This is a genomic window from Serratia sp. JKS000199 (assembly GCF_900215455.1).
GTDB lineage: Bacteria > Pseudomonadota > Gammaproteobacteria > Enterobacterales > Enterobacteriaceae > Serratia > Serratia ureilytica.
In genome coordinates, this window is the sequence record NZ_LT907843.1 from 1,907,364 (window position 1) to 1,929,407 (window position 22,044).

A 22,044-nucleotide genomic window follows, 5' to 3' on the forward strand; every position below is an offset into this window, starting at 1 on the left:
CACAACAAGCGGCCGCATTCGCGGTCGCTTTATCAGCTAAAGAAAGGGCTATTCAATAAATCCCAGTTTAAACTGCGCCTTGCCCCCCAGCGACATCAGGCTCGCATCTTCAGGATAGGTCGCCAGCAGCGGGAAAAAGACTGCGCCGCCGATAATGCTGCGGCGCTTTGAATCTGCCGGGCGCAGCCCCCAGATATTCTGGTACGTCATCGGCACAACCTGGCCGTCAATGAGCGCATTACCGATATACAGCATGATATGGCCCGGAATGTAAACCAGCGTGGTGAAGGGTTTGCCGTGATCTTTGAGATAGCGCAGCCGTTCACTGGTGTTCGCTTGAGCAAGATCAACCACGCGGGTGGCCGCCTGTATCTGCGCGGCGGAATTTCTGGGAAGAAAGAGGCCAAAAGGCATCAACAGACTGCGCAGTTCGGCGGAGCAGTCATTATTGAAGTTATAGTTCCCCCAGCCATAAGGCCTGCCGCTCATTGACCGCATCAGTACGGCAAGATGTTCGGGCGTCATTTTCCACGGCATGGCGGCAAATTCCCCCTTCTTGACAACGACCCGGTGCATCTGTGCGCCGCCATCCTCTCGGCGTACCGGCACGGCGACCACAAAAAGGCCCTGTCGGTGACGGTAAAATGGCAGAATCGTGCCGTGGCGCGCCGTAAAATAAAACTGGCCGCCCGTTTGCACCGAAACCGGCTGTTTAATGAATGCCCCCAGATTTTTCCCCGCCAGCGCCAGCCATTCGGAGACAAACCCCTGCTCCGCCGCCGCGATGTCTTCGCTATGCACCCAACCGATCACCGTAGGCGACATGACGTATTTCCAGCGTTTATCGCGGCTTTGCGTAATAACGTATACCGGAGTGCCGGGGCGGATAGACGAATCCTGCAGATTATCAAAGGGATAACCTTGTCCAGCCAGGCGAGGGTCGTCATAAGCCGGATCGTCCGTCGGCAGGATCCTGACCAGCGTCTCCCTGACCGCAATGCCTCGGGCCGAAGAATGATAAACCTGGCTAATGTCCGTAGACGCGTTATCTCTGACTTGCTGTTTCCAGCGGTCGGTGTGAGTCCTGAAGTTTTCCCCCCAGGAGACACTTCCACGGCCAAGGTATTTATCCATTGCGGCATCACGGTGGCTTTCCGCTTCGCGGTTCAGGACGGCAGCGATGTAATGCGGATTCCAGGGGGATTCATCGTTCGGCCCCATGCCAAAATAGTGAGATTTGAGGGCGGAAAAATGACGTTTCTGCGTGGCGGCATCCATCACGGACACCCGCCGCTGCGGACCGGGCGGCAACCATTTATCGACAGACTGCGAATAGTTCCCCAGCGGGAACAGCGATTTGGTGGCATCGATAGGGGCTGTCGCCGTGGCGTCTTGAGGGGGCTGGCTGACCGGCGCGCTGTGGCAGGCCGACAGCAGCAGAAGAGTCATCAGGCACAGCGGTTTTATTCCATTAGGCATACGTTATCAACTCCATGATAGGTTAAAATCCCTGCTTTATCCTGACGCGAAATTATTCGAATTGATACTTAATAACATCTGCGATTGATTTCCCGTTGAAGAAAACAAAGCCGGAGGCAACCCCATGACAAATGCCGACCGGATTTCCCGCCGCCGCACAGAATGCGATCGACCTTCCCGCCCTGCGCCGCCAAATCTGCTATCCTGCGGCTTTGCTTTCTGACAGGAGTCCTCCATGCGCCAACGCATCATTGTCTGCCCGCTGATTGAAAACGATAACGCCTTCCTGCTGTGCAAAATGGCCGCGCACAAGGGCGTATTTCCCGGCCAGTGGGCGCTGTCCGGCGGCGGCGTCGAGCCGGGTGAGCGGATAGAGCAAGCGCTGCGGCGCGAAGTGCGCGAAGAGCTGGGCCCCGCACTGATCCTCGAGCGCATCACGCCCTGGACCTTCCGCGACGACGTGCGCATCAAAACCTACGCCGACGGCAGCCGGGAACAAATCTACATGATTTACTTGATTTTCGACTGCCACGCCGCCAACCGCGACGTGACGATCAACGATGAATTCGACGACTACGCCTGGGTGCCGCGCGAACGCCTGGCGGACTACGATCTGAACGAAGCCACCCGCTTCACGCTGCGGCAAAAGGGATTGCTGTAACAGTTTGAGCGATTATCACCCTATTTCCTTCACATTTGCCGGGCAGACTCTTTTGATATTTTTTAATCACTTAGGGTCACTATTGCCGTCGCTATGCTTTTATTTCTCCCTGTTCTCCGTCTGTCCGTCCGGCGCTTCGGCGCCGCCGCCCTGTTCAGCCTGCTGTTCGTTTTGGCACCCGCCCATGCCGCCGCGCCGCCATTGGTGTTGAATGCCAAATCGGTGCTGGTCGTCAATCAGCGTACCGGAAAAACGCTCTATCAGAAGCAACCGAACCGCGTGCTGCCGATCGCGTCTCTGTCCAAGCTGATGACCGCCATGGTCGCCCTGGACAGCAAACGCCCCATGGGCAGTCAACTCAAAGTCACCGCCGCCGATCGCGATCTGCTGAAAAAAACCCATTCGCGGCTGACCATCGGCTCGGTGCTCAGCCGCCGCGACATGCTGCACATCGCCCTGATGTCTTCGGAGAACCGCGCCGCCGCGGCGCTGAGCCGCAGTTATCCCGGCGGGCGCAAGGCCTTCGTGGCGAAAATGAATCAGAAAGCGCGCGCCATCGGCATGAAACGCACCCGTTTCTACGATCCAACCGGGCTAACACCGCGCAACGTAGCCACCGCCAGCGATCTGCTGAAAATGGTCAATCACGCCTATCGCTATCCATTGATTCGCCGCTTCAGCACCGACAAGCAGCAGATCGTGCGTCCTGGCCGCGGCCAGCTCGTCTATCGCAGTTCCAACGGTCTGATCAACAACCCGGCCTGGAAGATCCAGCTGCAGAAAACCGGCTTTACCGACGAGGCCGGTCACTGCCTGGTGATGCGCACCACCATCAAAGGGCAGCCGGTGGTGATGATCTTGCTTGGCGCGCAGCCGCGCTACGGCCACTACCGTGACGCCATTCGTCTGAAGGCCTGGCTGGAGCGGTAAAATCGCGGCGCTTTACCGTTCTGCGCATATCCAAATCCGTTTTGGATCAATGGAATATCCTATCGCCAATCAGTATTAAGCCGCGCGCCGCCCGCATGGTATTTGTCAGGCATATCTGATGATGAAAGGAGCGGGAAAAATGGCTTATGCCTTGAGCATATTGGAAAAAAGTCCGATCGCCGACGGGGAAAGCGCCGCGCAGGCGCTGGCGCGCACGCTGCAGCTGGCGCAACGGGTGGAACGCTGGGGGTATCGGCGTTTCTGGCTGGCGGAGCACCACAACACGCCGCAGCTCGCCTGCCCGTCGCCGGAAGTGCTGATCGGCTACCTGCTCGGCCAGACGACGCGCATTCGCATCGGCTCCGGCGGCGTGATGCTGCAGCACTACAGCGCCTACAAGGTGGCCGAAAACTTCAACCTGCTGGCGGCGCTGGCGCCGGGACGCGTCGATCTCGGGGTGGGCAAAGCGCCCGGCGGGCTGCCGCTCGCAACCCAGGCGCTGCAGGCGGCCCACGATCGGCAACGCAAGCCGGACTTTCCTCAGCAGCTGTCGCAGTTGACCGCCTATCTGAACGACGACGCCGAGCCCGGCCTGAGCGCCACACCGCTGCCGCCGCAGGGCGCGCAGCGTTTTCTGCTCGGCGCCAGTAAAGAAAGCGCGACGCTGGCGGCCGAGTCCGGCTGGGCCTTCGTGTTCGCCGCGCATTTGAACGGCAATCCGCAGGATATCCGCGACGCGCTGGAGCACTACGCCGCACACAGCGGCGGCCGCAAGGCGCTGCTGGCGGTGGCGGCGATCGTGGCCCCCAGCGAGGAACAGGCCGCGGCATTGGCGGCCGACATTCGGCAATACCGCGTGCACATTGCCGGTGAGCAGAGTGTGACCGTCGGCAGCCTGGCGCAGGCGGAGAGTTTCGTGCAGCAGGCCGGCGCCACCGACTACCGCATCGAGCCGCGGGAAAGCCATATTCTGCTCGGCACCGCGCAGCAGGTGCATCAGCAACTGGCGCAGCTGCAGCAACAGTACGGCGTGGAAGAGTTCATCATCGACACGCCGATCGCCGAACCGGCCGCCCGGTTAGCCTCGCTGCAGTTACTGGCGGAGGAGAGTTTGACGCCGGCTTAGTTGATCGCCGCCGCCGCCCGCATGGCTTCGGACAGATCCTGCGCCAGCGGCGCCAACTGCGACGGCGTGACGTTCGCCAGGCTGACGCGGAGCGCCGGACCGCACTTCAGGCGGAAAGGTTCACCGCCCTGCACCAGCCATCCCCGCTGCGCCATCAGCTGCGCGGCGGCGGTTTCCGAACGCACCGGCACCCACAGATGCAGCCCTTCACCTACCGCCAGCGCCGTGTGATTCAACGCATTGAGCCGCTGGACCAGCTCGTCCCGTCTGGCCTGATACGCCTGTTGCGCCCGCTGCAATTGCCCTTCCTGCAAGGCTTGTTCCCACAGTCTGGCGGCGATCTGCTGCAAGATATGGCTGACCCAGCGTTCGCTGATGTACTGATCGGCGCGCATCGCCTGCAGCAAGGTCGGGCTGCCGCAGGCCAACGCGATGCGCAGATCCGGGCTGAGAAACTTGCTGAGCGACAGCACGTACAGGCCGCGATCGCCGTCGAACGGCAGATGCAGCGGCTGTTGCGACAACGGCCCCCAGAAATCGTCGACGATCGCCAGACACTGCGGATGGCCGCGCAGAAAACCTCGCCACTGCTGCGCACGTTGCGCTGAAAGCGAAGCGCCGGTCGGATTATGGGCGCGCGGCGTCAGGATCACCGCGTCGGCCGCGCCACTCTCCGGCAGCCGACAGCCCTGTTCATCCACCGCCAGCGGCAACGGCCGCAGGCGCAGGTGACGCAGCAGCGTCAATAGCGGCGGCCAGCAGGGATCTTCCACCCACACCGCCGCCCCAGGCTGGGCATGACAGCGCAGCGCCTTTTCCATCGCGTCCAACGCACCGGAAAACACCGCCGGTTCCCCCAGGGCCACGCCCTGGCGCCCGAGCCACTCACGCCCGAGACCGGTCAATACCGGCAGGTCGCCGCTGATGTCATAGCCGTTTTGCTGCGGGAACACCTCCGCCGCGCCAAGCCTCAGCGCCGGCAGCAAAGCGGCATCCAGGTTGCCGCTGGCCAGATCGCACATCCCCGCCGGCACCTGGCGCGGCGCATAGGCCGCACTCACCGCCGCCAGCGGCCGCTCCAGCACCACCGTACCCGCCCGCCCGCGCGTCGCCACCAGGGCGGCATCGCGCAATCTGGCGTATGCACTAGCCACGGTATTCGGATTGACCTCCAGCTCCGCCGCCAGCTGGCGTACCGGCGGCAACAGTTCGCCCGGCCGCAGCGCGCCGTTTTTGATGCGTGCGGCGATCTGCTCGGCAATCTGGACAGCGCCGCCGCCTTTTGCATACAATGAAGTCATACATAAATCCTTTTGTACTAGTTCAAATAAGATTAGCAGCTTCTGCGGCCAAAAGTAAGGGGTTCCATGGATAAACATTACGTGCTCGACATTCAGTATGCAGGAAAAGCCTTTGCCCGCCTGCAGCTGTTCACCCCGTGGGCAGCCGAGCAGCTGGAGCAGGCCTGCGCGCTGTTCCCGGCCGCACAGGGTTATCAGGTGCAGCTCAGCCAGGTCAGCGAACGCCGCATCGTCTACCAGAGCGGCGCGCAGGGCATCACGGTGCTGGGCGAGTCGCTGGCGCTGATCCCCTTCACTCACGCTAGCGAGGTTAAACAATGAAAAAAGCCGTCGCCATTCGGCACGTCAACTTTGAAAACCTGGGCATCCTCGGTTCCCTGCTGTCACTGCGCGGCTATCAGATCGATTATTACGATGCCGGCCGCGATGATATTCGTGCTATCAATAATGAAGAGACCGATCTGTTGGTGGTGCTCGGCGGGCCGATCAGCGCCGCTCAGCACTTTTCCGGCGAGCAGCGGTATGATTTTCTCGACCATGAATTCGCGCTGGTCAAACAGCGCCTGGCGCAGCGGCGGCCGACCCTCGGGGTTTGCCTCGGCGCACAAGTGATCGCCCAGGCGCTGGGCGCTGAGGTTATTTCGCTCGGCGTGAAAGAGATAGGCTTCGCCCCGCTGACCACGCCGCCGGCGGAAGAGGAGTCGGTGCTGGCGCCGCTGGCCGACACGCCGGTACTGCACTGGCACGGGGATATGTTCATGATCCCGGACGGCGCCCGCTGCCTGGCCGGCACGGCGGTATGCCCGCATCAGGCCTTCGACTATCAGGGGTTCGCGCTCGGCCTGCAGTTCCATTTAGAGGCGGATTATCGCGATATCGAACGCTGGCTGATTGGCCATGCCTGCGAGCTGGAACTGGCCGGCATCGCGCCCCAGACCCTGCGCGACCAGGCCGCGCGCCACGGCGCGCAGCTGGAACAGCGCGCGCGGCAGGTGTTCGCGCGCTGGCTGGATAACAACGAACCAAGGAAGTAACTCATGCAACAGGCTTCACCTTTGCGGTCACCGTCTATCGACGTGATCAGCATTCAATCTCAGGTGGTCTACGGCAGCGTCGGCAACGGCATCGCCTACCGCGCTCTGCTGAAAAAGGGACTGGAGGCGCTGCAGGTGCCCAGCGTGCTGTTCGGCTGCCCGCCCTATTACGGCAAACCGCACGGCGGCGTCATCTCCGGCGATTGGTTCGGCGGTTTTCTCGACGACCTGATCGCCCGCGGCGTCATGAAGCGCGCACGGGCGGTGATCGTCGGCTACCTGGGCGACGTGATGCAGTGCCATATTCTGGCCAACTGGCTGCAGCGGGTGCGCTCGCTCAATCCGCAGATAAACATCTATATCGATCCGGTGATGGGCGATTACGGTGAGGGGATCTACGTGGATGAGCGCATCGTCAACTGCTATCGCTCGCCGTTCCTGCGGCTGGCCAACGGCCTGACGCCGAACGGTTTCGAACTGGAGCAGCTGTGCGGCCGGCAACTGAGCAACCGCGAGCAGACGCAACACGCCGCGCAGGCGCTGTTGAACGACACCACCGAATGGGTGTTGGTCACCAGCGCACCGGGCGTAGCGCAACACGAAGACGAAGTGGGATTGATGCTGGTCACCCGGCAGGAAACGCAGTGCTTTACTCATCCGAAGGTCAAATCGGCGGTCAAAGGCACCGGCGATTTGTTCACCGCGTTGCTGGTCAGCCATCTGCTGCAGGGCGCTGCGCTCGACGCGGCAGTGGTTGCCGCCGGCGATGAAGTGTGCGGCGTACTGGCCGAAGCGGCGCATTTCGGTTGGGAAGAGATCGGCAGCCTGCGGGCGCTTAACCCCTAAGGCCGCGGGCGAGTCAGAGGGGCAGCGCACTGCCCCTGATAACTATCAGCGTTTTTTCTTTTTGTTGAAATCCAGCTCGAAGGCGAACACCGCGCTCTGAATTTTGCGCTCCATCGCCAATCCGAGCTTAAGAAAGCGGCATGACAGGCGCGAGAAGTGCACCACCTGGTCGTTATCGTCGGTTTCCTGATCGTCGTTGACCACCACCAGCTCCATGTTGACCTTGAAGCTGCCGTAGCTGCCCAGATCCAGCTCCGCTTTCTTGAACTGCAAGCCTGGCTGGAAGAAATCCGGCAGCGGGCCGTCGAAGCGTAAACCGACGCCGCCGGCGGAGAGATCGTGGATCCGCAGCTCGTACGGCGTGCCGTCCGGGTATTCGCCGGTACAAAAGAATTGGCGCCAGTGCGGCGTAGTGATGCGGAATTGACGGCGACGCTGGATATAGACCAGCTCCTGCGGCAGCCGGGTCGAACAGGCCTGTACGCCCTGATGTTCGGTCAGCTCCGCCTGGGGGACGGAAAACTCGATTTTGGCGTCGTTGCTTTCAATCACGATGGTGCAAGCGCCGTCGATGGCGCTCGAGGCTTCCTCACCGCTAAACACGATATTGTCCGGCCCGACGCTCAATAACAGACTTTGAAACCGGTGCTGCTGATTTTCTACGCGCAGCGGCGTGCGTTGTTTGCAAATTTCTCGCAGAATCGCCAGAACTTCAAAACGCTCCCGTTTGATAAACAGTCCGTTATCGCTGTGCTCCACACGTGTCTCCTGACTTTTTTTCTAATGACGTCTTACGTATTCCTTACGGTTATCATCTCTGGGAATATTCCTAAAGTCAAATTTGCCAGCGTTGCCAGGCCTGCGGCAGCAGGCGCGCGAAACGTTTCGCCCATGCCTGTTGCCCGCGTTCGTCAGCGACCAAATCCTGGCGAATTTCGATGCCGACGTAAGGCAAACCGCGGCGCTCCGCGTGCACCGGCAACGTGTAATCGGTGGCGTCCGTCATCGCATAAGGTTCGTTAATACCCACCTGCAGATCCCCCTCTTCACGCAGCAGTTCAGCCAACAGCAGCGCAAATTCCGGGTAGCGGTTAAACAGCAGCCCCACCTGCCAGGGGCGCGATTGCCCCTTGAACACCGGCGTGAAGCTGTGCATGGCGATCACCGCCGTCGGCAGTTCGCGCAGTTGGCGTTGCCCCAGATGCTCGTCGATGGCGTGGTGATACGGCAAAAATACCTCGCGCTCACGCGCCAGCGCGTGTTCGGCGTCGATGCCGATATTGCCGGGGATCGGCGTCAGTTCAGACAAATGCGGGATCGAGCTGGCGATGCCGGGCGCCCGGTTGCAGTCGATCACCAACCGTGAGTAACGCTGATGAATCAGCGTGGCGTCCAGTTGGCGGCTCAGATGGCGCGATACGCCCAGCGCGCCGATATCCCAGCCGATGTGGCGCTCGATCTCCCCCGGCGGTAAGCCGAGATCCCCGAGGGATTGCGGTATCGCCTTGCCGGCGTGATCGCACAGCAGCAAAAATGGCGCTTTGCCGCGCGGGGTTTCAACGGCGGCGGCGGGCGGTTCATCGGCGGACAATAACGGCGGGATAAACGAATGAGGCATGAAAGGCTCCGGCGGTGGAAAGCAAAACGTTTATCGTAGCGCTATCCCGTCGCCGGCCCCAAGGTCGTACTTAGATCAAAAAGGCATGAGTCAGACGCCGATCATGCCGTCTCGGCTTCCTGCGGCTGATGCACCGCAATATAACGTTGATAACGCGACGGCTTGAGCCGCGAGGTATCCACCAGCACCAGGCCGTCGATGCAGTTGTTGAAGGCCGGATCGGTGCCAAAGTCGATAAACTGCACCCCGCCCGGTTCGCACAGCTCGGTGTACTGTTTGTACAGCGTCGGGATCGAGCAGCCGATGTTGCTGAGCAGGCTCTTCAGCCGCACCAGATCTTCCTGGTAGTTATCCCCGGCAAACTGCGCCAGCACCTGCGGCAACGACGCCGGATAAGGACGACGCGACTGCGCGAAGGCGTGGTCCGGCGAGAAATAGAGTCGATAGAAGGCGATCAACAGATCCCGCGCCGCCAGCGGCATGCCGCCGGAAATGGATACCGGGCCGAACAGATAGCGATACTGCGGGTATTTCGACAGATAGGCGCCGATGCCCAGCCACAAATAATCCAGCCCGCGCTTGCCCCAATAGGCCGGCTGAATGAAGCTGCGCCCCAGTTCGATGCCCTGCGCCAGGATCGGTTCCATATCGCGGTCATAGTGGAACAGGCTGTTGCTGTAGATGCTCTCCAGGCCCTTACGCGCGATTTGTTCGGCGGTGGGGATAAAACGATAGGCGCCGACGATCTCCAGCTCCTCTTCATCCCACAGCACCAGGTGATAATAATCGTCGTCGTAGCTGTCCAGATCGCGGCGGCGGCCGGATCCTTCCCCCACCGCGCGGAAAGCGATCTCGCGCAGGCGCCCCAGCTCGCGCAGGATCGGCGTGCGCGCTTCATCGTGACGGCGATAGAGATAGATGGTTTTGCCGTCCGGTGTCACCCCCAGTCTTTCGCAGTTCGCCAGCGCCTTTTTCAGCTCCAGACGCTCTTCCGGCAACGCGATCGGCGATTCGCTGGCGAACAGCCCCGGTTTGCCCTGGCCCAGGCGATACACGTGGCGGCGAAAGCGCTCCGCCAGATCCTTGGCGCTGGTGTGGCCATCGTGCCAGTTGGCGAACGGCACGCGGCCGCCGATGCGGATCCTGATGCGCCCGCCCCGCTGCTGGAACATTTCACGCACCAGCAGCAGCGTCGACAGCGGACGATAGACCAGCGAGGTAAAGTAGAACAGGTTGCTGTTGCGCGCGCTGATATGAATCGGCACGATCGGCGCGCGCGCCTTGGCGGCCAGACGCAGAAAACCGGTATGCCAGTGGCCGTCGCGGATGCCTTTCGGGCTCATGCGCGACACTTCGCCGGCCGGGAACAGGATCAGCGCGCCCTGATTGTCCAGCTGCTGCTGCATGCCTTCTATCTGTTTGCGGCTGGTTTTATAAGCGACGTTATCCACCGGCACGAACAGGTTGCGCAGCGGTTCGATGTAAGTCAGCAGTTGGCTGGCCACCACTTTCACATCCGGACGCACCGCCGCGACGGCGCGCAACAGCACCAGTCCGTCGAGCGAGCCGATCGGGTGATTGGCCACGAGCACCACCGGCCCCTGGCTGGGGATGTTTTCCAGATCGCCGTCCACCAGCTCGCAGCTGAGGTTAAAGTAGTCCACCACCTGCTCGATCAGATCGAGCCCTTTCAGGTGGGGATAGTCGGCGGCGAACTGTTTGAATTCTTTTTCGAAGAGAAGGGTTCTTAGCAGGCTGCGCTGCCAGGCAGGGGTATTGCGGTGTGGAAATGCATCTTGCAACAGAGAATCCAGGCTGAACATCGCGTTATCTCCTGACGTAGTCGCTGCAAACTTAAGCCAGAGCCATGACTCTGACATGTCAGTCACATGACAATAAAATGAATCCATCGACTATCAGGTATAGCAAAGTAATGGCGATTTGGGAGCGAAAGACGCATTTTCGCCCCCACTTCCCCTCACATCGGCGCCAGCAACGCTTCAATGCGGCGGTTCACCGCCTCACGCAGGCGCTATCGGCTGCAGATCCTCGCCGGGATGGGCCACGAACGGATCGCCGGAGGGAAACGCATGGCCGCTGTCGTTCACCCTCACCCGCTGCAATGCGGCGCTATTACACGCGCCGGCATAAAAAAACAGTGAAAGCCCGGCGGCTGCCGAATTATCGCTGCGGCTTTCGGCCTCGACGGACTGAATAATTAAATGCCGGGAATTGTCGACTGAAAAATAACGAATTTGCCGTTTTCACTTTGCGTTGACGCTGCTTTCGGTTGGCGCTCAAACGAAAGCAAAATCAAATATAACCAACTGATAGATATAGATATTTTAAAATTAATCGATTGCATTTCAGTGTTTCGTTTGCTGTAATTCGCCACGAACAACTGAAAGCGCTCCGGTCGGTATCGCTGCGGCTTATTAAGCCGCGGTCGGGCACGGCTACAGGTAAATCAGGAGTCTGCGTTAATGATCACTACCGCAAAACGCCGGGAATTAATTATCGACCCGCTGTGCCGCGAAGGCGCGTCGCGCGTGGAACCGCTCAGCCAGCTGCTTTCGGTCTCCAGCGTCACCATCCACATCAATCGCGACGTCAAACACACCCTCGCCGACGCCAGCAAATTCGGCCGCACAAGTTTTTGCACGATCGCGACATCGGCCAGATCCACCGCCTGGTCACCGACAGCCGCATTCCGGAACACTGTCTGCAGGCGCTACACCCTTTAGGGATCGACGTGATTATCGCCGACCGTTAACCGAGGCTTTTTAAGGAGCTGTCATCATGAACGCGTATTTCTCTTACGAGGCGAATTGGCTGAAGCAGCGCAACGCCTGGCACACCGCCGCAGAAATTTGGCAACAGCCGGATCTGTGGGCGGCGCTGCACCGGCAGCTGCAGGATAAACAGGCGCAATGGCAGCCGTTTCTGGCGCCGCTGCTGGCCAATCCGCGCCTGCAGATCGTGCTGTGCGGCGCCGGCAGCTCGGCGTTCGCCGGCCGCGCCCTGGCCCCCTGGCTGCGCGAACGCACCGGCCGCGACGTGGTGGCCTACGGCACCACCGATATCGTCGCCAACCCGCTGCAGTATCTCGACCCTGAGCGGCCGACGCTGCTGGTCTCCTTCGCCCGCTCAGGCAACAGCCCGGAGAGCGTGGCGACGGTGGAGCTGGCCGACCAACTGCTGCCGGAAAGCTACCACCTGATGCTGGTGTGCAACCCGGACAGCAAGCTGGCGCAGTATGCGCATCGGCGCGACAATGTCTGTTCGCTGGTGATGCCGCAAGGTTCTAACGATCAAAGCTTCGCCATGACCTCCAGCTTCAGCTGCATGATGCTGAGCGCCGCGCTGCTGCTCGGCCCCCTGTCGCTCGAGGCCGCCCAGGCGCCGCTGCACGCCATGGTGCAGCGCTGCCGCGCTCTGCGAGAAACGTTGCCGCCGCAGGTGAAGGCGCTGGCCGCCGGCGGTTTCCGCCGCTACATCACCCTTGGCGGCAGCTGCTTTACCGGCCTTGCCGAAGAGGCCTCGCTCAAGATGCTGGAGCTGACCGCCGGGCGCATCGTTACGCGCTACGACTCGCCGCTCGGCCTGCGTCATGGTCCGAAATTCATGGTCGACGGCCAGACGCTGGTGGTGTTGATGTTCTCGCGCGACGACTACGCCCGCCAGTATGACCGCGATCTGTGGAACGAGCTGCAGCGCGATGGGCAGGCGATGCAGCTGGTCGGATTGACCGGCGGGCGCCAACCCCTCGCCGATACCCTGCTGCATATGCACGATGCGGCAGACGATATCTGGCTGCTGTTCCCGTATCTGCTGTTCACCCAGATGCTGGCCTTCGAGAGTTCGCTGGCGCTGGGGCTGACCCCGGATAACCCCTGCCCGACCGGCGAGGTTAACCGGGTGGTGAAAGGCGTGACGATTTACCGTTTTCCTTCCCCCGTGCAGTAAGGAGATCCCATGTATCTGATAGCCAACCGAGACATGCTGCTCAAGGCGCAGCGCCAGGGTTACGCCGTTCCGGCGTTTAACGTTCACAATCTGGAAACCGTGCAGGTGGTGGCGGAGACCGCCGCCGAGCTGCGCTCGCCGGTGATCATGGCCGGCACGCCCGGCACCTTCAGCTATGCCGGCACCGACTACCTGATCGGTATCTGTCAGGCGGCCGCGCACCGCTACGATCTGCCGCTGGCGCTGCATCTGGATCATCACGAAGAGCTCGATGACATCGAGCACAAGGTGAAAAGCGGCATCCGCTCGGTCATGATCGACGGCTCCCATTTGCCGTTCGAGCAGAATATCGCCAAGGTGGCCGCCGCAGTGGCCCTGTGCCATCGCTACGGCGCCAGCGTGGAGGCGGAGCTGGGCCGCCTGGGCGGGCAAGAGGACGATCTGATCGTCGATACGGCGGACAGCTTCTATACCGACCCGGTGGCGGCACGCGAGTTTGTCGCCGCCACCGGCATCGATTCGCTGGCGGTGGCGATCGGTTCCGCCCACGGCCTGTATCACGGCGAACCGAAGCTGGACTTCGAACGCCTGGCGCTGATCCGCGAACAGGTGGACGTGCCGTTGGTGCTGCATGGCGCCTCCGGCATTCCGGAAGCAATGGTCAAGCGCGCGATCTCGCTCGGCGTTTGCAAGGTCAACGTCGCCACCGAATTGAAAATCGCCTTCGCCGATGCGGTAAAAAGCTACTTTTCACAGCACCCGGATGCCAACGATCCGCGCAAATACATCGTCCCCGGCAAGCTGGCGATGAAAGAAGTGGTGGCGGAAAAGATCCGCATCTGCGGCAGCAGCGGCATGCTGTAACCCCACGCCCGCCCCCGGTTTCAGTGGCTGCACCACGGGGGCGAAAACATCCCGCCATTTTCCGCTTTCCTGAGAGAACGATCACAGCCTGTTATCCCGCCCGCGCCTGAAACCATTAACCGGTCTTCACTATGATCCAAATCATGGTTTTACTCATCCTACCTCTCTATTATCAAATTCATTGAATGCAGGCAGTAGGATTTTTGCCCATTCGTTTTTATTTCGCCAAGCGAAATAGCTTATTTGATGAAAACAAGCGCGCTTGTTTTTTAATTGGCAGTGTTTTTACTCTGAAAGGAACAGCGTATGAACCATTACTTAGCCGTATTAAGCGCATTGGTCATTCTGCCCTTCGCTCTGCAAGCAAAACCGCTTTCCGGCAGCCAGGTCGCCTCTGGCGTCGTCCGCTTCACCGGCGCCATTACCACGCCTGCATGCACCGTCAAACATCAGGATGAAAAGCTTATCTCCAGCTGCTTCGGTAAAGTGACGGAATATCAGAACGGGTATATATCCTCTTCGTTAAAAGCGATGCCAAAAGAATTAGTTTCCGCCGTCAGCAGTGAGATGGTGAATAACGATCCCCATTTAAAACGCGTGACCATCAGCTATAAGTAACCACAAAGCGTTACTGCCTGCTGAAATAATAAACAAGACACAACTTGTCTTGATGACTTATAAATTTATTTTATAAATTTATCACACAATAACTCCCCGACTTACCGTAAGCCGGCTATTCGGGCGACCCTGCGGTCGCCCATCAGCATGTCCGAAATCCGCCATCGCTCCCTTGCGTTTCATGCGATAATCGCCCTACCAAACCGAGGAGTGATCCAGATGCAGACTTTTTTGATTGATCGTACCGCCACGCCGGTGGGAGAACTGGTGCTGATTGCCGATGAACAGGGGCGCCTGCGGGCGATTGACTGGACCGATCACGAAGCGCGCCTGATGAAGCTGCTGAATACCCACTACCGCGCCGATCGGTTCACCCTGCGCGAACAGCGCGATCCCAGCGGGCTGACCGACGCCATGCAGCGCTATTTCGCCGGTGAACTGAGCATTATCGATCGGTTGCCGGTGATGACCGCCGGCACCGAGTTCCAACGCACCGTCTGGCAACAGCTGCGCCAAATCCCCTGCGGCGAGATCCTGACCTACGGCCAGCTCGCGCAACGCATCGGCCGTCCGACCGCCTCGCGCGCAGTCGGCATGGCCAACGGTTCAAATCCGATCAGCATCGTCGTGCCCTGCCACCGAGTGATCGGTTCGCAAGGCGCACTGACCGGCTATGCCGGCGGCGTACAGCGCAAACAATGGCTGCTGCAGCACGAAGGCTACCTGCCTAAAAGCCTGCTGTAGCCGCGCCAGGCGATTATCCGGCGCCATTGTTTGGCGACGCTTAATAAAGCCCATTGCTCAACGCCACGCTCGCAGGCCGCTGGGCCCTATGAATAACTTGTGTGAATAAAACGCATAAGTCACAAATAATACTCATAACTTCAGTCCCCTACAGAATAATCGGCGGCATGTGTGCGTAAAATTCGCACACAATGCCCCTATTCAGACTAATGCTACCCTTATCAGCTGCGGCAAAAGATGTTAAAATTGACTCATATCAATTATTGAATGAGCGTAATCTATGATCCCGGAAAAACGCGTGATTCGTCGTATCCAGTCTGGTGGTTGTGCGATCCATTGCCAGGACTGCAGCATCAGCCAGCTGTGCATTCCTTTCACCCTTAATGCCCACGAGCTGGATCAGCTCGACAACATTATCGAGAGGAAAAAGCCTATTCAGAAAGGCCAGACCCTGTTCAAGGCCGGCGACGAGCTGAAATCGCTGTACGCGATCCGTTCCGGGACCATCAAGAGCTACACCATCACCGAGCAAGGCGACGAGCAGATCACCGGCTTCCACCTGGCGGGTGACCTGGTGGGCTTTGACGCCATCGGTGGCCTGAAGCACCCAAGCTTCGCCCAGGCGCTGGAAACCTCGATGGTGTGCGAAATTCCGTTCGAGACCCTCGACGATCTGTCCGGCAAAATGCCAAACCTGCGTCAGCAGATCATGCGGTTGATGAGCGGCGAGATCAAAGGCGACCAGGACATGATCCTGCTGTTGTCGAAGAAAAACGCCGAAGAGCGCCTGGCGGCGTTCGTTTACAACCTGTCGCGCCGCTTTGCGGAGCGCGGTTTCTCTCCGCGCGAGTTCCGTTTGACCATGACCCGCGGCGATATCGGCAACTATCTCGGCCTGACGGTGGAAACCATCAGCCGGCTGCTGGGCCGCTTCCAGAAAAGCGAAATCCTCAGCGTGAAAGGCAAATACATCACCATCGAAAACGCCGACGCCCTGTCGGTGCTGGCCGGTACGCCGCGTATCAACGTGACCGTCAACGCCTGATTCTCCTGCCGGATCACCATTTCCCCGAAATTGTTGATCCGGCACGCTTCTGTTGTTGTTCTGTTTTTCAATGTTGGGTTACTCTGTAAATTAACAGACTGTTGATTTCAGCTGTAAGGAGGCCCTATGGCGAAGTATCAGAATCTTCTGGTGGCTATTGACCCCAATCAGGACGATCAGCCGGCATTGCGCCGCGCCGTGTACCTGGTAAAACGGAACGGCGGGCGCATCAAGGCCTTCCTGCCCATCTATGACTTCTCTTACGAAATGACGACCCTGCTCTCCCCGGATGAAAGAACGGCGATGCGGCAAGGTGTGATCAGCCAACGCGCCGCCTGGATCAACGAGCAGTGCCGCTTCTATCTCAACGACGGCGTGCCGATCGAAATCAAAGTGGTCTGGCATAACCGCCCCTTCGAAGCCATCATTCAGGAAGTGCTTTCCGGCCAACATGACCTGCTGCTGAAAATGGCGCACCAACACGACCGGTTGGAGTCGGTGATCTTTACCCCCACCGACTGGCACCTGCTGCGCAAATGCCCTTGCCCGGTGTGGATGGTGAAAGACCAGCCCTGGCCGGAAGGCGGCAAGGCGCTGGTGGCGGTCAATCTGGCCAGCGAAGAACCCTATCACGACCCGCTCAATATCAAACTGGTGCAAGAAACCGTCGAACTGGCGCAAAACGTCAACCAGACCGAGGTTCACCTGGTCGGCGCCTATCCCGTTACCCCGATCAACATCGCCATCGAATTGCCCGACTTCGACCCGAGCGTCTACAACGACGCCATTCGCGGCCAGCATCTGATCGCCATGAAGGCGCTGCGGCAAAAATTCTGCATTAAGGAAGAGTTCACCCACGTGGAAAAAGGCCTGCCGGAAGAGGTGATCCCCGATTTGGCCGAACACCTGCAGGCCGGCGTGGTGGTGCTGGGCACCCTGGGCCGCACCGGCATTTCAGCCGCCTTTATCGGCAACACGGCGGAACATGTGATCGATCATCTGAAATGCGACCTGCTGGTGATTAAACCGGAAAACTTCAACTGCCCGATCGAGGCGGATGAAGACGATGAACACGACGACGAAGATTAAGCTTCGCGCATAAAGAAACGGGCCGCTGAAAAGCGGCCCGTTTTTCTTTGGTTGCCCAATTTTACTTCTGCAACGCCCGCAAAATCGCTTCCACGCTGTCTTTGGCGTCGCCAAACAGCATTTGGGTGTTCTCCTTGAAGAACAGCGGGTTCTGCACGCCGGCGTAGCCGGTGTTCATCGACCGTTTGAACGCGATCACGTTCTGCGCTTTCCACACTTCCAATACCGGCATGCCGGCGATCGGGCTGCGCGGATCTTCCAGCGCCGCCGGGTTCACCGTATCGTTGGCGCCGATCACCAGCACGGTGTCGGTATCCGGGAAATCGTCGTTGATTTCATCCATCTCCAGCACCACGTCGTACGGCACCTTCGCCTCTGCCAGCAGCACGTTCATGTGGCCCGGCAAGCGCCCCGCGACCGGGTGAATGCCGAAGCGCACCTTCACGCCGCGCGCCCGCAGTTTTTCGGTGATTTCCGCCACCGGATACTGCGCCTGCGCCACCGCCATGCCGTAGCCCGGGGTGATGATCACCGAGGTGGAGTTTTTCAACTGCTCGGCCACCTCTTCCGCCGTGGTTTCACGGTATTCGCCCATCTCTTCGGCATCGCCGGTGGATGAACCGTCGCTGCCGAAACCGCCGGCGATCACGCTGATAAACGAGCGGTTCATCGCCTTGCACATGATGTAAGACAGGATCGCCCCCGAAGAGCCCACCAGCGCGCCGGTGACGATCAGCAGATCGTTGCTCAGCATGAAGCCCGCCGCGGCCGCCGCCCACCCCGAGTAGGAGTTGAGCATCGACACCACCACCGGCATGTCGGCGCCGCCGATCGAGGCGACCAGATGCCAGCCGAACGCCAGCGCGATCGCCGTCATCAGCAGCAGCGTCACCACCTGCCAGCCCACGCTGTCGGTGCGCACGAACGCCACCAGCAGCAGGAACGAGATCACCAGCGCCGCCAGGTTCAGCTTGTGGCGATTCGGCAGCATCAACGGCTTGGAAGAAATGATGCCGCGCAGTTTGCCGAAGGCGACGATCGACCCGGTGAAGGTCACCGCACCGATAAAGATGCCGAGGAACACTTCGGTCAGATGGATATTCGCCATCACCGGTTCCATCGGCGCACCGTGATCCAGATAGCTGTTGAAACCGACCAGCACCGCGGCCAGGCCAACGAAGCTGTGCAGCACCGCCACCAGCTCCGGCATTTCGGTCATCTCGACCTTCTTCGCCAGATAGACGCCGATCGAGCCGCCGATGATCATGGCGATGATGATCCAGCCGACGTTGCCGGAATCCGGCCCCAGAATGGTCGCGATCAGCGCTATCGCCATGCCGGCGACGCCGAACAGGTTGCCCTGCTTCGACGTTTCATGACGCGACAGGCCCGCCAGGCTGAAAATAAACAAAATAGCGGCAACAATGTATGCAGCTGTAACCAATCCTCCAGACATTTGTTACCCCTTAGTTCTTGCGGAACATCTTCAGCATGCGCTGAGTGACGGTGAACCCACCGAAAATATTGATGCTGGCGATCAGCACGGCGATAAAGGAGAGGAAACTCACCCAGCCGCCGTGGCCAATTTGCAGCAGCGCACCGACCACGATAATCCCTGAGATCGCGTTGGTGACCGACATCAACGGGGTATGCAGCGCATGGCTGACGTTCCAGACCACGTAGTACCCGACCACGCAGGCCAGCGCGAACACGGTAAAGTGCGACAGGAACTCTTTCGGGGCTGCGTCCGCCAGCCAGCCGAACAGCAGGATCGCCAGAGCCATCAGGCCGTACTTCAGCCACGGCGAGGTCGGCTTGGCTTCAGGTTTGGCGACCGGTGCGGCGGCGGGCGCCGCTTTCGGCTGGGCGGAAACCTGGATCGGCGGCGCCGGCCAGGTGATTTCACCGCTGCGCACCACGGTAACGCCGCGGATCACCGTATCGTCGAAATCGATATCGATCTCGCCGTTCTTCTCTTTCGACAGCAGCTTCAGCAGGTTGACCAGGTTGGTACCGTACAGCTGCGAAGATTGTGTCGGCAAGCGGCTCGGCAGATCGGTATAGCCGATGATTTTCACGCCGTTGTCGGTCACGGTAATGGTGTCGGCCACGGTCAGTTCGCAGTTGCCGCCAGTTTGCGCCGCCAGATCGACGATCACGCTGCCCGGCTTCATCGACGCCACCATCTCTTTGGTGATCAGCTTCGGCGCCGGTTTACCCGGGATCAGCGCGGTGGTGACGATGATGTCAACCTCCGCCGCCTGTGCGGCGAACAGCGCCATCTCTGCCTTGATAAAGGCTTCGGACATCACTTTGGCGTAACCGTCGCCGCTGCCCGCTTCCTCTTCAAAATCCAGCTCGAGGAATTCCGCGCCCATGCTCTGCACCTGCTCTTTCACTTCCGGGCGGGTGTCGAAGGCGCGCACGATGGCGCCGAGGCTGCCCGCAGCGCCGATCGCCGCCAGGCCGGCCACGCCGGCGCCGATGATCATCACCTTGGCCGGCGGCACTTTGCCGGCGGCGGTGATCTGGCCGGTGAAGAAGCGGCCGAACTCATGCGCCGCCTCGACGATGGCGCGGTAGCCGGCGATGTTGGCCATCGAGCTCAGCGCATCCATCGACTGGGCGCGCGAGATGCGCGGCACCGAGTCCATCGCCAGCGCGGTGACGTTGCGCGCCGCCAGCTTGGCCATCAGCTCGGGGTTTTGCGCCGGCCAGATAAAGCTGACCAGCGTGCTGCCTTCGCGCATCAAGGCGATCTCGTCGTCTTGCGGCGCGTTGACTTTCAGGATCAGATCCGACTGCCACACGTCGTTTTCGTCGACCAGCGCCGCGCCGGCGGCTTCGTAGGCGACGTCGTCAAAACTGGCCAGTTTGCCCGCCCCGCGTTCAATCGCGACGGTAAAACCCAGCTTCAGCAGTTGTTCCACCGTTTTCGGCGTGGCTGCGACCCGGGCTTCATTGGCCAACCGCTCTCTTGGTACACCAATACGCATAATGTTCCCTTCTCACCTGTCTTGGATGATGTTTATTATTTTCCTGCCCATAGAACGGCGCCATCGGCGAGCGAGGCGTCAACTTGCCCGCACTGATTTCAGACGCCAACTATAACCTACTGAAAATAAGGTCGATGATCCATAATTGCTTACGCATTCAGCCCTGTTTTTACATAAAAACGCCGGGCGCGATATGACAAATCGCAATTTACAGTGAAAAAATGCATACAGAACAGCACATTCTGCATGGTTAGAGGTTTGCGCCCGGCGTAACGATTTATCGCCATGCGGGGCGGATAAGCATAAAAGTTATCATTTTGTGAATAATTAACACTAATGACACCAAAGCCTTTATTATGGAAACTTATGGCGGCGGCGCCATCCGTGCGACCCGCGTCACCGTCAAGGATTTGTCGCACGGGATAACATAAAATGCTGAGACAGTTTTCAGAATTACATGTAATAATCGACGGCTGAATTACACTTAAACAGTTCAGTACGTTATAAACGTTAATGCGCTAGGCGAAAGGATTTTTTATGAAGCTGAAGACCACGATCATCGCGTCAGCCTTGTTATCACTCACCGCGCTGTCCGCTCATGCGGCGCAAGAGTTAACTCCTGAGAAAGCAGCGGCGCTGAAGCCGTTTGATCGCATCACGATTACCGGCCGCTTCAATGCGATCAATGAAGCCGTCGACGCCGTATCCCGCCGTGCAGACAAACTGGGTGCCGATTCCTTCTATATCCAGGACAGCAACAACAGCAACAACGGCGGCAACTGGCGCGTCACCGCAGACCTCTATCATAAAGATGCGCCAGAAGTGAGCAAAACACCAAAATACCGCGTATTTAACGGCGTGAATGAACTGCCTAAAGAGGAAGCCTACCTGCTGGAGCCTTACGATACCGTGAGCGTCAGCGGTTTCTACCGCAGCCAGCCGGACATTAACGACGCCATCTCCAAAGAAGCGCAGAAAAAAGGCGCCGCCTCATTCTTCATCGTGCGCCAGGTTGACGCCAACTCCGGCGGCAACCAGTTCGTCACCGCCTACATCTATAAGGCCGATGCGCCGAAACGCCGCGTGCAGAGCCCGGACGCCATCCCAGCCGATTCTGACGCCGGCCGCGCTGCGCTGGCCGCCGGCGGCGCCGCAGCCGCGAAAGTCGAAATTCCTGGCGTCGCGTCTTCCGGTTCACCAAGCCGCGAAGTGGGCCGTTTCTTCGAAACCCAGTCCTCTACCGGCCAACGCTATACCGTCACGCTGCCTAACGGCACCAAGATTCAGGAAGTGAACAACGTGACCGCCGCGCAGATGGTGCCATTCGATTCCGTCACCTTCACCGGCCACTTCAACAGCATGACCGACGTGTCCACCGAAGTGGCGAAACGCGCGGCCGAGAAAGGCGCCAAGTACTACCACGTCACTCGCCAGTGGCAGAACAAGAGCGGCGGCAACCTGACCGTCAGCGCCGATCTGTTCAAATAAAACCCGCTTTTCGGTTTACCATCGGGCAGCCCTTGAGCTGCCCGTTTTTATTGCCGCTCTTTTCGCCGCTCGTTGAATAGTTTTTTGTAAATTCCGCATATTCAATCATTGCATCTCTAATCATCCCTCCGTAGAATTTGCGCCAATTTTTAGGGCTATTGTCTATTAGCGCAATGGTTGTTAACACATTGTTGCCGCCAAGCAGTTCCCTTCCAGTTGTTTATTCTGCGTTCAGGATC

The 22,044-nt window shown here is 59.5% G+C and carries 21 protein-coding genes and 1 pseudogene; 14 read left to right on the plus strand and 8 right to left on the minus strand.

Annotation, left to right across the window (positions count from 1 at the left end; all coding sequences use genetic code 11):
- Positions 1-48: 48 nt before the first annotated feature.
- Complete coding sequence (locus tag CPH57_RS09155) at positions 49-1,479, minus strand: SH3 domain-containing C40 family peptidase (protein ID WP_096242288.1); 1,431 nt, start codon at positions 1,477-1,479, stop codon at positions 49-51.
- A gap of 235 nt (positions 1,480-1,714) precedes the next feature.
- Between CPH57_RS09155 and nudI the strand changes: the two genes are divergently transcribed.
- The 3 genes from nudI to CPH57_RS09170 all read left to right on the plus strand — a co-directional run bounded on the left by nudI (position 1,715) and on the right by CPH57_RS09170 (position 4,196).
- Complete coding sequence (gene nudI / locus CPH57_RS09160; protein WP_047575083.1) at positions 1,715-2,140, plus strand: nucleoside triphosphatase NudI; 426 nt, start codon at positions 1,715-1,717, stop codon at positions 2,138-2,140.
- Positions 2,141-2,233: 93 nt separating this feature from the next.
- A complete protein-coding gene (gene pbpG / locus CPH57_RS09165) occupies positions 2,234-3,070 on the plus strand; it encodes a D-alanyl-D-alanine endopeptidase (RefSeq protein WP_069100962.1) in 837 nt (278 codons plus the stop codon).
- Positions 3,071-3,209: 139 nt separating this feature from the next.
- On the plus strand, positions 3,210-4,196 hold the full coding sequence (locus CPH57_RS09170; protein ID WP_096242289.1) for an MsnO8 family LLM class oxidoreductase: 987 nt from the start codon (positions 3,210-3,212) through the stop codon (positions 4,194-4,196).
- Here CPH57_RS09170 and CPH57_RS09175 read toward each other — a convergent pair.
- A complete protein-coding gene (locus tag CPH57_RS09175; protein ID WP_096242290.1) occupies positions 4,193-5,497 on the minus strand; it encodes an aminotransferase class I/II-fold pyridoxal phosphate-dependent enzyme in 1,305 nt (434 codons plus the stop codon). The two genes, CPH57_RS09170 and CPH57_RS09175, sit on opposite strands and share 4 nt — an antisense overlap.
- A gap of 66 nt (positions 5,498-5,563) precedes the next feature.
- Here CPH57_RS09175 and CPH57_RS09180 point away from each other — a divergent pair, with 66 nt between their 5' ends.
- The 3 genes from CPH57_RS09180 to CPH57_RS09190 are packed head-to-tail and all read left to right on the plus strand — an operon-like array spanning position 5,564 to position 7,377.
- Positions 5,564-5,818, plus strand: coding sequence for a hypothetical protein (locus CPH57_RS09180; RefSeq protein ID WP_046687116.1), 255 nt, complete (start codon positions 5,564-5,566; stop codon positions 5,816-5,818).
- Positions 5,815-6,531, plus strand: a complete 717-nt coding sequence (locus CPH57_RS09185) for a glutamine amidotransferase (protein ID WP_033643199.1) — start codon at positions 5,815-5,817, stop codon at positions 6,529-6,531. The genes CPH57_RS09180 and CPH57_RS09185 overlap by 4 nt, the downstream gene beginning before the upstream one ends.
- A 3-nt stretch (positions 6,532-6,534) precedes the next feature.
- Positions 6,535-7,377: a PfkB family carbohydrate kinase gene (locus tag CPH57_RS09190; RefSeq protein WP_096242291.1), complete on the plus strand. Its 843-nt coding sequence runs from the start codon at positions 6,535-6,537 to the stop codon at positions 7,375-7,377.
- A gap of 45 nt (positions 7,378-7,422) precedes the next feature.
- Here the strand turns inward: CPH57_RS09190 and CPH57_RS09195 are convergent, their stop codons facing one another.
- The 3 genes from CPH57_RS09195 to CPH57_RS09205 all read right to left on the minus strand — a co-directional run bounded on the left by CPH57_RS09195 (position 7,423) and on the right by CPH57_RS09205 (position 10,818).
- On the minus strand, positions 7,423-8,136 hold the full coding sequence (locus CPH57_RS09195; protein WP_033643201.1) for a flagellar brake protein: 714 nt from the start codon (positions 8,134-8,136) through the stop codon (positions 7,423-7,425).
- 76 nt (positions 8,137-8,212) lie between these two features.
- Entirely contained in the window at positions 8,213-8,995 is a 783-nt protein-coding gene (locus CPH57_RS09200) for an N-formylglutamate amidohydrolase (protein WP_042784616.1), read from the minus strand.
- A 101-nt stretch (positions 8,996-9,096) separates the two neighbouring features.
- On the minus strand, positions 9,097-10,818 hold the full coding sequence (locus CPH57_RS09205) for a lysophospholipid acyltransferase family protein (RefSeq protein WP_033643203.1): 1,722 nt from the start codon (positions 10,816-10,818) through the stop codon (positions 9,097-9,099).
- Between the two features lie 798 nt (positions 10,819-11,616).
- Here CPH57_RS09205 and CPH57_RS24830 point away from each other — a divergent pair.
- The 7 genes and pseudogenes from CPH57_RS24830 to uspE all read left to right on the plus strand — a co-directional run.
- Positions 11,617-11,768 (plus strand): annotated as a pseudogene (locus CPH57_RS24830) (DeoR family transcriptional regulator); the annotation flags it as partial.
- Positions 11,769-11,794: 26 nt separating this feature from the next.
- The gene (locus CPH57_RS09215) at positions 11,795-12,961 is read left to right on the plus strand and encodes an SIS domain-containing protein (protein WP_046687120.1); all 1,167 of its coding nucleotides are present in this window, start codon (positions 11,795-11,797) and stop codon (positions 12,959-12,961) included.
- 9 nt (positions 12,962-12,970) lie between these two features.
- Positions 12,971-13,825 carry a tagatose bisphosphate family class II aldolase gene (locus CPH57_RS09220; RefSeq protein ID WP_033650298.1) on the plus strand — a complete coding sequence of 285 codons (855 nt, stop codon included), beginning with the start codon at positions 12,971-12,973 and terminating at the stop codon, positions 13,823-13,825.
- A 306-nt stretch (positions 13,826-14,131) separates the two neighbouring features.
- Positions 14,132-14,443, plus strand: a complete 312-nt coding sequence (locus CPH57_RS09225) for a hypothetical protein (protein WP_033643206.1) — start codon at positions 14,132-14,134, stop codon at positions 14,441-14,443.
- A gap of 219 nt (positions 14,444-14,662) precedes the next feature.
- Entirely contained in the window at positions 14,663-15,187 is a 525-nt protein-coding gene (ogt, locus tag CPH57_RS09230) for a methylated-DNA--[protein]-cysteine S-methyltransferase (RefSeq protein ID WP_004938274.1), read from the plus strand.
- Positions 15,188-15,467: 280 nt separating this feature from the next.
- Positions 15,468-16,232 carry an FNR family transcription factor gene (locus tag CPH57_RS09235; RefSeq protein ID WP_004938278.1) on the plus strand — a complete coding sequence of 255 codons (765 nt, stop codon included), beginning with the start codon at positions 15,468-15,470 and terminating at the stop codon, positions 16,230-16,232.
- 126 nt (positions 16,233-16,358) lie between these two features.
- Positions 16,359-17,321, plus strand: coding sequence for a universal stress protein UspE (uspE, locus tag CPH57_RS09240; RefSeq protein ID WP_004938281.1), 963 nt, complete (start codon positions 16,359-16,361; stop codon positions 17,319-17,321).
- 61 nt (positions 17,322-17,382) lie between these two features.
- Here uspE and pntB read toward each other — a convergent pair whose 3' ends face one another.
- Positions 17,383-18,777: a Re/Si-specific NAD(P)(+) transhydrogenase subunit beta gene (gene pntB / locus CPH57_RS09245; RefSeq protein ID WP_025159771.1), complete on the minus strand. Its 1,395-nt coding sequence runs from the start codon at positions 18,775-18,777 to the stop codon at positions 17,383-17,385.
- Between the two features lie 10 nt (positions 18,778-18,787).
- Positions 18,788-20,317, minus strand: coding sequence for a Re/Si-specific NAD(P)(+) transhydrogenase subunit alpha (gene pntA / locus CPH57_RS09250; RefSeq protein ID WP_033643207.1), 1,530 nt, complete (start codon positions 20,315-20,317; stop codon positions 18,788-18,790).
- A gap of 537 nt (positions 20,318-20,854) precedes the next feature.
- On the opposite strand from pntA, the gene ydgH reads away from it, so the two are divergent.
- Complete coding sequence (gene ydgH, locus CPH57_RS09255; RefSeq protein WP_025302966.1) at positions 20,855-21,805, plus strand: DUF1471 family protein YdgH; 951 nt, start codon at positions 20,855-20,857, stop codon at positions 21,803-21,805.
- Here the strand turns inward: ydgH and CPH57_RS24330 are convergent.
- The gene (locus CPH57_RS24330) at positions 21,798-21,992 is read right to left on the minus strand and encodes a hypothetical protein (RefSeq protein ID WP_127897184.1); all 195 of its coding nucleotides are present in this window, start codon (positions 21,990-21,992) and stop codon (positions 21,798-21,800) included. The genes ydgH and CPH57_RS24330 overlap by 8 nt on opposite strands.
- Positions 21,993-22,044: the final 52 nt, after the last annotated feature.